Source organism: Vibrio crassostreae (genome assembly GCF_024347415.1).
In the GTDB taxonomy this organism is placed as follows: Bacteria; Pseudomonadota; Gammaproteobacteria; order Enterobacterales; family Vibrionaceae; genus Vibrio; species Vibrio crassostreae.
The window spans coordinates 3,241,387-3,255,906 of record NZ_AP025476.1; the positions used below are offsets into that span (position 1 = coordinate 3,241,387).

10 protein-coding genes are annotated in these 14,520 nt (G+C 47.0%); 7 read left to right on the plus strand and 3 right to left on the minus strand.

Annotation, left to right across the window (positions count from 1 at the left end; translation table 11 throughout):
• Positions 1-189: 189 nt before the first annotated feature.
• Positions 190-819: a response regulator gene (locus OC193_RS14625; protein ID WP_019821543.1), complete on the plus strand. Its 630-nt coding sequence runs from the start codon at positions 190-192 to the stop codon at positions 817-819.
• Here the strand turns inward: OC193_RS14625 and OC193_RS14630 are convergent.
• Positions 816-2,567: a potassium/proton antiporter gene (locus OC193_RS14630; RefSeq protein ID WP_048659201.1), complete on the minus strand. Its 1,752-nt coding sequence runs from the start codon at positions 2,565-2,567 to the stop codon at positions 816-818. The genes OC193_RS14625 and OC193_RS14630 overlap by 4 nt on opposite strands.
• Before the next feature lie 416 nt (positions 2,568-2,983).
• Between OC193_RS14630 and OC193_RS14635 the strand changes: the two genes are divergently transcribed.
• The 4 genes from OC193_RS14635 (at position 2,984) to OC193_RS14650 (ending at position 6,949) form a co-directional block, all read left to right on the plus strand.
• On the plus strand, positions 2,984-3,250 hold the full coding sequence (locus OC193_RS14635; RefSeq protein WP_010435433.1) for a DUF4212 domain-containing protein: 267 nt from the start codon (positions 2,984-2,986) through the stop codon (positions 3,248-3,250).
• Between the two features lie 10 nt (positions 3,251-3,260).
• Positions 3,261-4,964, plus strand: a complete 1,704-nt coding sequence (locus tag OC193_RS14640; RefSeq protein ID WP_017062715.1) for a sodium:solute symporter family protein — start codon at positions 3,261-3,263, stop codon at positions 4,962-4,964.
• Between the two features lie 203 nt (positions 4,965-5,167).
• Entirely contained in the window at positions 5,168-5,551 is a 384-nt protein-coding gene (locus OC193_RS14645) for a hypothetical protein (RefSeq protein WP_026084247.1), read from the plus strand.
• Between the two features lie 12 nt (positions 5,552-5,563).
• Positions 5,564-6,949, plus strand: coding sequence for a class II fumarate hydratase (locus OC193_RS14650; protein WP_048663021.1), 1,386 nt, complete (start codon positions 5,564-5,566; stop codon positions 6,947-6,949).
• A gap of 93 nt (positions 6,950-7,042) precedes the next feature.
• Here the strand turns inward: OC193_RS14650 and OC193_RS14655 are convergent, their stop codons facing one another.
• Positions 7,043-10,474 (minus strand): hybrid sensor histidine kinase/response regulator, encoded by a 3,432-nt coding sequence (locus OC193_RS14655; protein WP_048663032.1) that lies wholly within the window; start codon positions 10,472-10,474, stop codon positions 7,043-7,045.
• A gap of 118 nt (positions 10,475-10,592) precedes the next feature.
• Positions 10,593-11,789: a 3-phenylpropionate MFS transporter gene (locus OC193_RS14660; protein WP_048659203.1), complete on the minus strand. Its 1,197-nt coding sequence runs from the start codon at positions 11,787-11,789 to the stop codon at positions 10,593-10,595.
• A gap of 190 nt (positions 11,790-11,979) precedes the next feature.
• Between OC193_RS14660 and OC193_RS14665 the strand changes: the two genes are divergently transcribed.
• Together OC193_RS14665 and OC193_RS14670 are read left to right on the plus strand one after the other, a co-directional pair.
• Entirely contained in the window at positions 11,980-13,812 is a 1,833-nt protein-coding gene (locus OC193_RS14665; protein WP_048663022.1) for a DUF294 nucleotidyltransferase-like domain-containing protein, read from the plus strand.
• An 11-nt stretch (positions 13,813-13,823) separates the two neighbouring features.
• The gene (locus tag OC193_RS14670; protein WP_048663023.1) at positions 13,824-14,456 is read left to right on the plus strand and encodes a 3'-5' exonuclease; all 633 of its coding nucleotides are present in this window, start codon (positions 13,824-13,826) and stop codon (positions 14,454-14,456) included.
• Positions 14,457-14,520: the final 64 nt, after the last annotated feature.

Consider the following 14,520-nt stretch of genomic DNA (forward strand, 5'->3'; position numbering starts at 1 on the left):
AGCTCTAACGCAAGCCGCACTGCTCCTCATAACGAGATGGCAGTGCGGCTTTTTTGTGATTATAGGAAACGCTTTCCAAGAACAGGGATAAAAGTCGATATGGTTCAGACTTTTAATGCATAGATATTGTCCACATACTCAATCAGGATGATAATAAATATTAACTAAATTGTTAAAAGTATGAACGTCATGGACTCGACCTATACCATCATCATTGCTGATGACCACCCTCTCTTCCGTAACGCCCTATTTCAGTCAGTTCATATGGCGATCAGCGGTGCGAACCTGCTTGAGGCTGATTCTCTCGACGCCTTACTGACTCTGCTTAAGAAAGAAGATGAACCCGACCTGCTGCTGCTCGACCTGAAAATGCCGGGTGCCAATGGCATGTCAGGCTTAATTCAACTGCGCGCTGAATACCCAGATCTACCGATTGTGGTGATTTCTGCCAGTGAAGATGCCAGCGTAGTGACTCAAGTAAAGAGCCACGGTGCGTTTGGCTTCATTCCTAAGTCGAGTGATATGCGTGAATTGGTGAGTGCACTGAATCAAGTGCTGAATGGCGACCCGTTCTTCCCTGAAGGACTGATTACCAACAATGCTGCCTGTAGCGACCTTGCAGAAAAGATTTCCACACTGACGCCTCAGCAGTACAAGGTATTAGGGATGCTTTCTGACGGCTTGCTGAACAAGCAAATCGCCTATGAATTGAATGTTTCGGAAGCGACCATCAAGGCACATATGACGGCCATCTTCCGTAAACTGGATGTGAAAAATCGTACTCAAGCGGTTATCTTGCTACAAGAAGTCCACAATTAGGCTTCGCTCATATCCTCTTCTAAAGTCGTCTTGGGTAAACATAAACCCAACCTGACGACTTTATGATCATCTATCTCTGCGACTACCCAAGTGATGTCATGCCACTCGAAGCTATCGCCCAATACTGGGTGCGCGCCAAGTTCTCGCTCAGCCAATTGTTTTAGCGTCATGTCGCGCTCTTCTTCCGAGCCAAGTTCAATGCCATAGCAGTCACTCACGGCAGCAATCGATAACCCAACCTCAAGGAAGAAATCACCAAAGAATCGAGCTGCATCTTCGGCTAAAGGTGCCTCACTGAATAGCTCACTTAGGCTATCTAGGTCTTTATCTTGACCAAGCACACAGAGAATATCGTTCGCCTCTAGCACGGTACTGCCCGATGGGTGAAGCAAGGTATCCTTTCTAAACAGTGCAGTAATGCGCGTTCCTTCCGGCATAGACAAACGCTTCAGTGGTTCGCCCACACACCATTTCTCTTCTTTCAGCTTGTAGACAAACATCTCCCACTCACTGGCAGGGTAGATTTCAATGCCTGTACGAGAAATCGGTGTCGGTGTTGGAGGTAAAGTCACTTGAGCCAATCTCGCGACTTTCATCAAGCTGCCGCCTTGAACAATCAGCGACACCATAACCACGAAGAAAGCGATATTGAAGTAAAGCTGAGCATTAGGCAGGCCAGCCATCATCGGGAACACGGCCAGAATGATCGGCACCGCACCACGTAAACCGACCCAAGAAACAAACCAACGCTCCTTGGTGGTAAAGCTTCTGAACGGCAGCAAACCCAACCAAACCGACAGCGGACGAGCAAACAAAATCATACCGAAGGCCAGTGCTAACGCAGGCAGAGCAATGTCCATCAGCGTCGATGGCGTCACCAGTAAACCCAATACCAAGAACATCACGATTTGGCTTAACCACGTCATGCCATCAAGGACATTAAGAATCGAGTGTCGAGAGCGTGTCGGACGATTACCAATGAACAAGCCCACTAAGTAAATCGATAAGATACCGCTGCCGCCAAGCATGTTAGAGAAGGCAAACAGAGCTACACCGCCACTGAGCACCAGAATCGAATACAGGCCATCAGCCAGCTGCACTCGATTGATTAGACTCCACAGAACCCAACCGCCACCAAGGCCGATAAGCGTGCCGACACCAAACTGCATCGCGAAACTTTTCAGTAGGAAGTTCATTCCCATCTCGGCATCTGGGGTGCCAAGTAGCGCAATTAAGGTCACTGTCAGGAAGACTGCCATTGGGTCGTTGGTACCCGATTCGATCTCTAAGGTTGAGCCAACACGCTCATTGAGGCTTTGCCCTTTCAACAAAGAGAATACCGCTGCCGCATCGGTGGAGCCGACAATCGCACCCACCAAAATGCCCTGCATCAGTGACAGGTCGAACAGCCAAGAAGCCATAAGTCCAGTTAAGGTCGCAGTACAGGCCACGCCTATTGTGGCTAGTGACAGTGACGGCCAGAAAGCGACCTTGAAGCTTGCAACCTTGGTCCGCATACCGCCATCAAGCAGGATCACGGCAAGCGCAAGATTACTCACCAAATAAGTTAGGGAGTAGTCATCGAAATTGATGCCACCGGGCCCATCTTCACCAGCTAACATGCCAACGAAAAGGAAGATCAAAAGAATAGGAACGCCCAAGCGAGAGGAGACTTGCGAAAAAAGCACACTGATGGCGATGAGCACCGCACCAGTTAAAAATAAATGGTTAATAGTTATTGCGTCCAATTCGTCCCCCCAAAGAATAAAACCCGAGCTTTAAGCATGTTGATCTTCTGCCGTTAAGCAAGGCGCGGTCGGTAAAAGTGCCGCTGATACTATAACAAACTTATGTTTCGCTTCGTGTCATATGCAGGACTAAATACCGTTTCTCGGTCATTTAGTTGTTAAATTTTATGACTCGCACCCTAATTCATGCGTTTTTGTTAGACCTTAGGCTAATTTAACAACATTGTAACATCACATTTTCCTATGGTTATGTCTTCCAACTCCCATATTTCAGTGGATTAGCGCTAATCGCGTCCCGACTAAAGTTGCACAGATCCCTTTACTTATCCTTGCTACATTCTAAATCGTAACATTACGTTAACACGATAATTTTCTACAGAAACAGTTTCTACGGAAACGAAATAAAGGAGAAGGCAATGGCGTTCGAATCTACGGAACATGCTCAAGCCTACTGGAAGGAAAACTTGGGAATTATGGGAACACTGCTCGCGGTCTGGTTTGCAGTGTCTTACGGCGCTGGCATCTTATTTGTGGATGCCCTCAATACCGTTCAGTTTGGCGGGTTCAAGCTAGGATTTTGGTTCGCTCAGCAAGGTTCGATATACACCTTCGTGGCGCTGATATTTATTTACGTTGTTCGCATGAATGCGCTCGACAAAAAATACAACGTACAGGAAGACTAGAGGCTAGAACATGGATATTCAAACTTGGACGTTTATTCTCGTCGGTATTACTTTCGCGGTATATATCGGCATCGCAATCTGGGCTCGTGCAGGGTCTACGAGTGAGTTCTACGTTGCTGGCGGTGGTGTACACCCAGTGGCAAACGGCATGGCGACCGCCGCTGACTGGATGTCGGCAGCATCATTCATCTCAATGGCAGGTATCATCTCATTCGTTGGTTACGATGGTGCGGTTTACCTAATGGGTTGGACAGGTGGTTATGTACTACTTGCGCTATGTTTAGCACCTTACCTACGTAAGTTCGGTCAGTTTACGGTTCCTGATTTCATCGGTGAGCGTTACTACTCGAAAACAGCCCGTATGGTAGCGGTATTCTGTGCAATCTTCGTATCATTTACGTACGTTGCAGGTCAGATGCGTGGTGTAGGCGTTGTATTCTCTCGTTTCCTAGAAGTCGACATTAACCTAGGTATCATCATTGGTATGGGTATTGTGTTCTTCTACGCAGTGCTTGGTGGCATGAAAGGCATCACTTATACGCAGGTAGCTCAATTCTGTGTCCTCATTTTCGCCTTCCTTGTTCCAGCAATCTTTACGTCAATCATGATGACAGGTAACCCACTTCCACAAGTTGGTATGGGCTCTACGCTATCAGGCACAGATGTTTACTTACTTGATAAACTGGATGGACTCACCGAAGAACTCGGATTTACCGCCTATACCGAAGGTAACAAGAGCATGGTGGATGTATTCTTCATCTGTGCGGCTCTAATGGTAGGTACTGCGGGTCTTCCACACGTAATCATTCGTTTCTTCACTGTACCCAAAGTACGTGATGCTCGTATCTCAGCGGGTTGGGCTCTACTGTTCATCTCATTGCTATACACAACAGCACCAGGTGTTGCAGCATTCGCTCGTGTAAACATGATCGAAACAATCAACGGCCCTGACATGCAAGGTGTAGCAGCAGCAGACGCACCAAGCTGGTACAAAAACTGGGAAAGCACTGGCCTAGTTGGTTGGGAAGATAAGAACGGCGATGGCAAAATGTTCTACTCGGGCGATGAGCGCAACGAGATGAAGATTAACCGTGACATCATCGTACTGGCTTCTCCAGAGCTAGCGAAACTACCAAACTGGGTTGTAGCACTGCTTGCAGCCGGTGGCCTAGCAGCCGCACTATCAACTGCCGCAGGTCTACTACTGGTAATCTCTACGTCGATTTCACATGACTTGTTGAAGAAAGGCTTCAGACCAAACATGACCGACAAGCAGGAGCTGTTAGCCGCTCGTTTGGCAGCTATGGTCGCGATTGTAGGTGCAGGTTACTTGGGGATTAACCCACCAGGCTTCGTAGCACAGGTAGTAGCGTTTGCCTTCGGCTTAGCTGCAGCATCCTTCTTCCCAGCGATTATCCTAGGTATCTTCTACAAGAAGATGAACAAGGAAGGCGCAATTGCAGGTATGTTGTCAGGTATTGCCTTCACAGCAAGCTACATCATCTACTTCAAGTTCATTAACCCAGCAGCAAGCACACCTGAAAACTGGTGGTTTGGTATCAGCCCAGAAGGCATCGGTACGCTAGGTATGTGTCTAAACTTCGTAGTATCGATTGCTGTAAACAAAGTAACTGCTGAAGTACCACAAGATGTACAAGATATGGTTGAGAACATCCGTTACCCGAAAGGTGCTGGTGAAGCTCACGACCACTAAGCACGACTACTAAGCAGAGATGTTTAGAAAAATGAATCAGTACTTACATTGTAGGGATTAGGTACTGAATCTCAGAAAGCCGATACGTTATGTATCGGCTTTTTCTTTTCCCGTTTCATTTTATAAAAAGACAAACAAAGGGTTGTTTTTAAAGTTTCATTTGATAATAATTATCATTAACATCCAATAAAGAGATGCAATTGATGATGAAAGAACAGCAGGGTCTCTATTCGAGGTTTTACAAAGCACAAGATCGCTTTGCTTCATTAGAACAAGTTCAAGGCCATGAGCCATTTGTGATTCGAGACTACATCGAGTGCGCACTGACGCTTTCCGCTTACTATGAAAAGCACGCCGCCCAAGAAAACATCTTGTTGTGCGAGCTGTACCTGCGCCAAGTTTTCTTCCATCTGATTGAAGCGATTGAGTCTCCTGAGCGCAGTTTCGCCTTTCGTCATATCTGCCTAGACTCTATTCACTCACCACTATTTTATTTGAAACGCCACTACTGCCAGCAGCCTCAAGGCCAAGCGCGTTTTTTGAATCTCAGCCAAACACTACAACAAGTCCAAGCCCCACTTGGCTAACAAGGATAGAACATGACCCTACAATATCGAATTGAGAAAGACAGCATGGGGGAAGTGAAAGTCCCTGCTGATGCGCTATACCAAGCACAAACTCAACGTGCTGCAGATAACTTTGCTTTTAGTTCACACAAGATGCCAACCAGCTTCATTCAAGCATTGGCATTCATTAAACAGGCCGCCGCAGACACCAACGCTCAGTTGGGTTTATTGGAAGGTGATATCGCCAACGCGATTGCCGAAGCGAGCCAAGAGATCATCGATGGTAAATACCTCGATCAATTCCCGATCGATGTTTATCAAACTGGCTCTGGTACTAGCTCCAACATGAATGCCAACGAAGTAATTGCCACGCTCGCTTCAAGAAGCTTACAAGGCGACGTAAACCCGAATGATCATGTCAATATGGGCCAAAGCAGCAATGATGTGGTACCAACTGCAATTCAAGTCAGTGTCGCTCTTATGGCTGAAAACAAACTGCTGCCTGCATTAACTCACCTTTCTGAAGCACTTACCGTTAAACAGCAAGAGCTTGCTGAGGTAGTGAAAACCGGTCGTACTCATCTAATGGATGCGATGCCAATTACCTTTGCTCAAGAGCTTGGTGGCTGGAAGTTCCAGATTGAACACGCCAAGCAAGCCATTGAAAGCACCCTGCCCGCAATTAAAGCACTTGCTCAAGGTGGAACAGCGGTGGGCACAGGCATCAATGCCGACCCACGCTTTGCCGATAAGTTTGCAAGTCACCTATCTCAATCGACAAAGATCAGTTTTAACTCGAGTGAGAACTTCTTTTTCAACCTCAGCAGCCAAGATGCGATCGTTGCCTTTTCAGGGCAGCTCAAAACTGCAGCAGTTGCGATCATGAAGATCTCAAACGATCTTCGCTGGATGAACTCAGGCCCGCTAGCAGGTTTAGGTGAGATCGAATTGCAGGCGCTACAGCCGGGTTCTTCTATCATGCCGGGCAAAGTGAACCCTGTGATTCCAGAAGCCGCAGCGATGGCAGCAGCACAAGTGATTGGTAACGACACGACGATTACTGTGGCAGGCCAATCAGGCAACTTCCAACTGAATGTGATGCTGCCAGTCATTGCTCATAACGTATTAGAAAGTATCGAGCTTTTAGCTAACAGCTCCATCGCATTGGCTGATAAAGCCGTTGCGACCTTTACTGTGCGCCAAGACAATCTTGATTTAGCACTTTCAAAGAATCCAATTCTGGTCACGGCACTCAACCCTGTGATTGGTTACTTGAAAGCTGCGGATATTGCTAAGAAAGCCTACAAAGAGGGTTTGCCAATCCTTGAGGTTGCAGAAAGAGAAACCGATCTCAGCCGAGAAGAACTCAGCAAACTGCTTGATCCAACCACACTGACGCAGGGTGGTATTGCTGGTTAAAACCAGTAACTCATAGCAAGTCTATCGGATCAAAAAAAGGCCTCATCTGAGGCCTTTTAGTCTCTAATAGTTAATTAAAAATAGTGATTTGAATTAACTCACGCGATTCAATACCGCTCTGAGTTTTAGCGGCTTCACAGGCTTGGCAATAAAACTAAAGCTGTTGGCCTTTATCGCTGCCAACATGTCATCTGTTCTATCGGCACTGATGATGACCCCTTCAAAAGAGTCTCCAAGGCGCAGTCGACACTGTTGCAACACCTCAAGTCCCGTTCGACCATTGTCGAGACGATAATCAGAGAAGATCACATCCGGCTGCCAGTCGTCATCGAGACACTTCAAGCTTTCAACCAGATCAACCGCGGTCTTAACCTCACAACCCCAACGACCAATCAGGTTCTCCATCCCGACCAAAATTTCGCGCTCATTATCGACACACAATATTTTCAGATGTTCGATGTCGCTGGTCGCCATTGGCGCTGAAGCTTGCACAACTGGAGCCACTTTTTCCGCTCGAGCTAAGGTGATGGAAAAGACACTACCTTGACCCGGCCATGAGCGCATCGAAATTTGATGACCAAGTACATGAGCAATACCTTTCGAGATGGCTAACCCTAACCCCAACCCTTGATCAGAACGCACTTGGCTGCCACGAGTAAATTCTTCGAAGATCTCTTGTTGCTTGTCTTCATCGATACCGGTTCCGTTATCCCACACATCGATTCGCACTTGCCCGTTCACTCGCCTTGCACCCAGAACCACTTTACCTTCCGGGTTATAGCGAAAGGCGTTGGTCAAAAAGTTCTGAATCACACGTCTCAATAACTTAGGATCAGAGTGAATGAACAATGACGATGGGATCATCTTGAACTCAATTTTTTGTTGTCTCGCTAAGGCACTAAATTCCGCATTTAAGTTGGTTAGCACATCGTGTACAGCAATCGCATGAATGTTGGTTTCTAGCTTCCCTGATTCCAGTCGAGAGATATCCAGTAAGTCACCAATCAGATCTTCAGCAGCACCAAGCGCACTCTCGATGTGAGATGACAGCTGCTTCACCTCTTGCTCTTTCGCCACCTCAGAAAGTGACGAAGCAAACAAGCGCGCAGCATTCAATGGCTGCATCAAGTCGTGGCTTACCGCGGCTAAAAAACGACTCTTGGATTGGGACTCTTGATCCGAAATCTGAGTTGCTTTTACCAAGCGATGATTCAGTTTCTCGAGCTCTTGAGTTCGCTCATGCACTCTTGATTCCAAGCTTTCATTGGCATCTTTTAGCGCTTGCTCTGCTTGTCGGAATACCGTGATGTCGGTAAAGCTCATGACGAAACCACCACTTGGCATCGGGTTACCCTGCACCTCAATCACTCGACCATCAGGACGAATACGAGAAGAGGTGTGTCGAGTGCCTTGTTCAAGGTGATAAACACGGCGGCGAACGTGATCTTCTGGGTCACCCGGGCCACACAAACCTTGTTCAGCATTATGACGAATCACATCTGAAATGGGTCGTCCAACCTGAATCAAACCCGCAGGGAATTCAAACAGCTCTAAGTAACGTTGATTCCACGCCACCAGCCTCATTTGTTTGTCTATTACTGCAATGCCTTGGCCAATATGTTCAATCGCGCCTTGCAATAAACCACGGCTGAAATCGTACAGTTCAGAGGCTTCATCAACGATGGTCGCTACTTCTTCAAGCTGCATGTTCCTGCCCTGTAAAGCAGAAGTAAGTACTAACTTAGCAGAAGAGGCACCGAATACACCGGCGAGTACACGCTCTGCGTGTCGAATCAAACTCGCAGGTGCTTGTTGATTAGGAAGTAACGGCTGCCCGTGTTGTTGCCAGTAGCTGTGTAAGGCACTTTTCGCTCGCTTTCGACCGACAAAACGCGACGCCAACATCTCTAATTCAGCCACGGTTACACGGCTTTGATAAAGGCTAATGTTCTCATTTTCAGGCAGTGGCGTGCCAACAAATGCTGCTGATTGTAAGCGCTCACTTAGGCTTGGCCTGGTCGACATCGAAACCACGGCATAGCACAAGGTATTAAGTACAATACTCAGCACAATGCCCCAGTTCGAACTGCTGATATTCCAGCTACTGAGCAGTTCTGGCGGCGTGATCATCCACAGCAAAAGGTTACTTTCACTATCGCCTGCCAACATGCTGGTTTGACTCATCAGGGTAATCAGCCAAATCACAGAACCGACCATTAAACCGACATACACACCCTTTCGGTTACCCGGACGCCAGTACAAACCACCAATCAGTGCCGGAGCAAATTGAGCAATAGCCGCAAACGAAAGGAAGCCGATCGCAGACAAGGAGTGAATGGTGTCGAGCGCCTGATAGAACAACCAAGCACCAAGCAGAAGCAATAAAATAAGCCCGCGACGAATTACGAGTAGCAGCCCCGAAAAATGACGATGGGTTCTTTGAGTTAGGCGCATGCGACGCAGAAGCAATGGCATCACTAAATCGTTCGAAACCATGATCGCCAATGCGATAGTCGATACGATCACCATACCACTTGCGGCAGACGTACCACCAAGGAACGCGAGCAAGGCAATATGATTGGCGCCTTCAGCCATCGGCAGGCTAATCACATACGTATCTGCAGGCATGCTTGGAAGCAGCCCTTGCCCCGCCCATGCGATAGGAAGAACAAACAGCCCCATCAAAATCAGATAAAGCGGAAATAACCAACGTGCTGTGTGTAGATCTTGAGGACGTTCGTTCTCTACCACCATGGTATGGAATTGGCGCGGCAGACAAACAATCGCCAACATGGTTAAAACGGTATGAATAATTAGAGTCGGAATATTCGGTGATTCGTAGGTGGAAGCCGCCACATCAAGCAAGTCGATTTTGTCGCTGCTCATCGCCAAGTACATAATAAACAGACCAACAATCAGGAATGCCGCCAGCTTAACGATGGACTCAAATGCCACCGCCATCATCATGCCACGGTGATGTTCCGTGTTATCTATATGCCTGGTACCAAATAACATCGTAAAGATGGCCAGCGCGCCAACCACAAACCAAGAAACATGATAATCCTGATAGCCAAAATCTTGAGCCAGACTCGGAGCAACAATATCCAGCCCCATGGTAATACCGCGCAGTTGTAGCGCGATATAAGGAAGAATACCAACCACAGCGATAACCGTAACAGCTACCGCTAAGCCCTGAGATTTTCCGTAACGAGCCGCGATAAAGTCGGCAATCGAGGTGATGTGTTCTCGCTTCGCAATCAGGATCAACCGCGCCAAGATCCGCCACCCTAGTGTAAAGACCAGAATCGGGGCGAGATAAATGGGTAAAAAAGACCAAGGGTTATTGCTCGCCTGACCAACAGTTCCATAGAAGGTCCAAGAGGTACAATACACCGCAATCGAAAGGCTATAGATCCACGGGCGCCAACGCGATAGCCAACGAACCTGTCTGTCTCCATACCAAGCGATCAGAAATAACACGCCCAAGTAGGCTAAAGAGACAGGAATTACTATCCATCCTTGCATTGAAAACCCTTTTTTCATCCATAAAAAAACCTCTCCATAAGAGAGAGGTTTCATTTAACTAAGGATGGGTGATTAACTCAATCGCATCGCTTAAATTCTGTGCTTTAGACTCTAATTATCAGCATTTGCTGTGAGATTCTGACCGTTCTGAATCTGATTGATTAATCTCAACCACCGAACTTCTTTCATCCAACTTAATGAACAAAGCAAGTGCACCCATTGCAGCCATACCCCAGAAGATATTTGCACCCCAAAGCTCATAACCCCAACCACTTAAGGTGGTCATTAGTGCGATAAAGGCACCCAATGGAATCGCGTTATACAAAGCTTGTAGCGCAACCATCTTGTTTTGTTCTTCAGATTGGATGTATTGAATAGCGGCAATATGTGCCATCGCAAACGTCACACCGTGCAGCAACTGCACCATAACCAGAGCAAAAATCGCTGTGGTTGATGCGGTAATACCCCAACGCGCCATCACTCCAATAGCCGCGACGACAAACAAAGTACGTAGTGACCAGCCAGAGAATAATCGCTTACTCAGAGCAAATACTGCCACCTCAGCGACAACACCTAGGCTCCACAAATAACCGATGATCGCTTCTGAGTGACCCGCTTCTTTCCAATAAATCGCACTAAAACTGTAGTAAGCCGCATGACTACCTTGCAGCAGCGCCATCAAGGCTAAAAATTTCACCACTGACGGCTCACGCAACAGTTTACCTAACTTTGGTCGCACTGCTTGTTGCTCAGATTGCGTTACTGGCATCACGTTCGGGTTTCTCATCGCCAGAATCAATGACAGCAACACCCCCGCTAGTGCAGTATACAAAATCATGTCGGTGCCAAATTGTGCCACCAAATAACCGACAACCGTTGAACCTGCGATAAAGGCAACTGAACCCCAAAGGCGAGTTCGGCCATAGTCGAGCATTTTCAAGCGGCTATAATGATTAGCCATGGCATCAGAAAGAGGAATGATCGGCCCACAACACAGGTTAAACAGCACCGTTGCCAACAACATCAGTATAAAACTGCCACCGGTGAAGAAGTGGAAGCCGACAAACAGCAGTGCGGCGAAACTCAAACAACGCAGAGCTGGCATCAAATGTTCAACTTTATGGATGCGCGGAGTAATCACTAGGTTGGCCACACAACGCGTCGCAAAGCCAATACCAATCAATACGCCAATGTCCCCTGCAGAAACGCCTTGGTCTTCAAACCACAACGCCCAAAATGGCAAATACACGCCATACGCAAAAAAGAAACCAAGAAAATACTGAGAGATCCAGCCATAGGGTGAAGGGCTAAACATAAATAACCTATAAAGTGTGCAGAAAAAGGCAGCACCAATTATGCCTATCTCACATACGATGAAAAAGGGAATAATTACGGTGATAGTATTCCTATATTCAATTAGTTTGAATATCGCATTTAGACTAAAGTCGTCTGGAGCTTCGCTGGTATTTTGTCAGACTGATTAAAGACTCCCACTTCTTCTTGTGATGCTTATGCCTGACAAATTTAATATGCAGCACCCACCCTTCGATAGCCTGTCCGACACCGAACAGTTGAAGCTGCGATCTTCATTAGACGTGGTGTATTACCGTTCTCAAGAAGTGATACTAGAAGCCGATAGGCCAAGTCGACACCTGCACATTTTGATCAAAGGGGCCGTTGAAGAACGCGCCAGCAGTGACGGTGAGATTTACGCACATTATGCCAATGACGACATTTTTGATGTACGCAGCCAGTTTGAACCCCACACCAAACACCAATATATCGCGCTCGAAGACACATTAAGTTACCTGCTGCCCACCGATACTTTTCTCGAGCTTTACCACGCCAATGGCCAATTCGCGGCTTACTTTGATAGTAACCTATCGACCCGAAAGGCACTGATTGAAGCCGCTCAGCAGCAACAGAATCTTGCCGAGTTCATACTGACCAAAGTAGACGACTCAATTTATCACCCACCACTGATACTTGAACCGAACCAACCTATCAACCAAGTCACTCAAACCCTTAAAGAACAAGGGTTGGACTCGGCTCTAGTTCATTTGGAACATAATGATCCAAAAGCTATTAGATCATCATGTTCCTTCCCGTATGGAATCGTCACTCGAACCAATTTATTGCATGCTGTGATGCTCGATAATTTCCCATTGGATGCGCCTGTCGGTGAGATCGCAACCTTCCCGGTGATGCACGTGAACCAAGGCGATTTCTTATTTAATGCCATGATTACCATGACCAGAAACCGGGTAAAAAGGTTGATGGTTTGTGACGGTCTAGATGCTGTCGGCATGGTGGATATGACACAAATCCTCAGTGCATTCTCCACTCACTCTCACGTTCTCACTTTGCGTATTGCTCGTGCCACCAGCGTTGAAGAGTTGGCCATGGCCTCTAACAAACAGCGTCAACTGGTCGAGAGCTTACTCAGTAATGGGATTCGCACACGCTTTATCATGGAACTGATTTCTGCGGTCAACGAACAGATCATAGAGAAGGCTTTTGAGTTGATTATCCCTCCTGCACTGCATAACCACTGCTGCCTAATTGTGTTGGGTTCAGAAGGTCGCGGAGAGCAAATTCTCAAAACCGATCAAGACAACGCTCTGATTATTCAAGATGGTTTGGAGTGGCATCAATGCCAAAGTGCCATGAACGACCTAACCCATACATTGCAGCAATTGGGTTACCCACTATGTCCGGGCAACGTGATGGTCAACAACCCGAAATGGGTTCATTCAGAACAAGAGTGGAAGCAAACCCTCACCAGCTGGGTAAGCAAAGCAACGCCAGAGACAGTGATGGATATCGCGATCATGGCGGACGCACACGCTGTGGCGGGTAATAGGGAACTATTAAAACCAGTGAAGCAGCACCTCAGTGATTTAATGCTAGGACAAGAGTTGATTTTGACGGAATTCTGCCGCCCAGCGCTGAACTTCTCAGTACCCCTCACTCTATTTGGCAATGTGAAGCAATCCAAGTCAGGGCTCGATATCAAACAAGGCGGTATTTTCCCTATCGTGCATGGTGTGAGAGCACTTTGTCTTGAGCATGGTGTCACCGTAAACAACACCTTCGAACGCATTGAGCAGCTGGTCAGCAAGAAGGTATTAGAGCAAAGCACCGCGGATAATCTCAGTGAAGCACTCAAGCAATTCTTTAAGTGGCGCTTAGCCCAAAGGCTTTCTCAACAGCACAGCAGCAACAAAATTAACGTCAAACTGATGGAGCGAGCAGACAGAGATTTGCTTCGTCATAGCCTGCACGTGGTGAAGAAATTCAAGCAATGGCTCGGCTACCACTATCAGATACGAGATTAGGCAATTGAACGATGAATAGGTTGGTTCGCTATTACTGGCATCACAAGCTCAAAGGCTCTCTTTACCAGCCTCTATTTACTGCGCCTATTGATCATGAATATGTATCACTCGATTGTGAAACCACCAGCCTAGACCCCAATCAGGCGGAATTAGTCACTATTGCCGCGACCAAGATCATCGGTAACCGAATCATTACTAGCCAACCTTTTGAAGTCCGATTGCGCGCCCCGCAATCGCTCGATTGCAATTCAATAAAAATCCACCGCATTCGTCATCAAGATCTAAAGCACGGCATCGAAGAAAAACAGGCTTTAGTTGAGCTACTGAACTTCATTGGTAATCGTCCTTTAGTCGGCTATCACATCCGCTATGATAAAAAAATTCTCGACCGCGCCTGTTTAAAACAACTTGGATTTCCACTGCCTAACCGATTAGTCGAAGTGAGCCAACTCTATCAAGACAAACTCGAAAGACAGCTGCCCAATGCCTATTTTGATCTCAGTATGGATGCGATTTGTCGCCAGCTCGATTTACCGATTCCAGTCAATAAACATGATGCATTACAAGACGCTATCTCCGCTGCGCTGATCTTTGTACGCCTTAAACATGGTGACCTGCCCCGTTTCAACTCTTCTTATTCTTAATTCAACCACTGGCGCTTCACATAGAGAGCAATATCTCAAAAATGAACTTAACTCGCTATTTTGT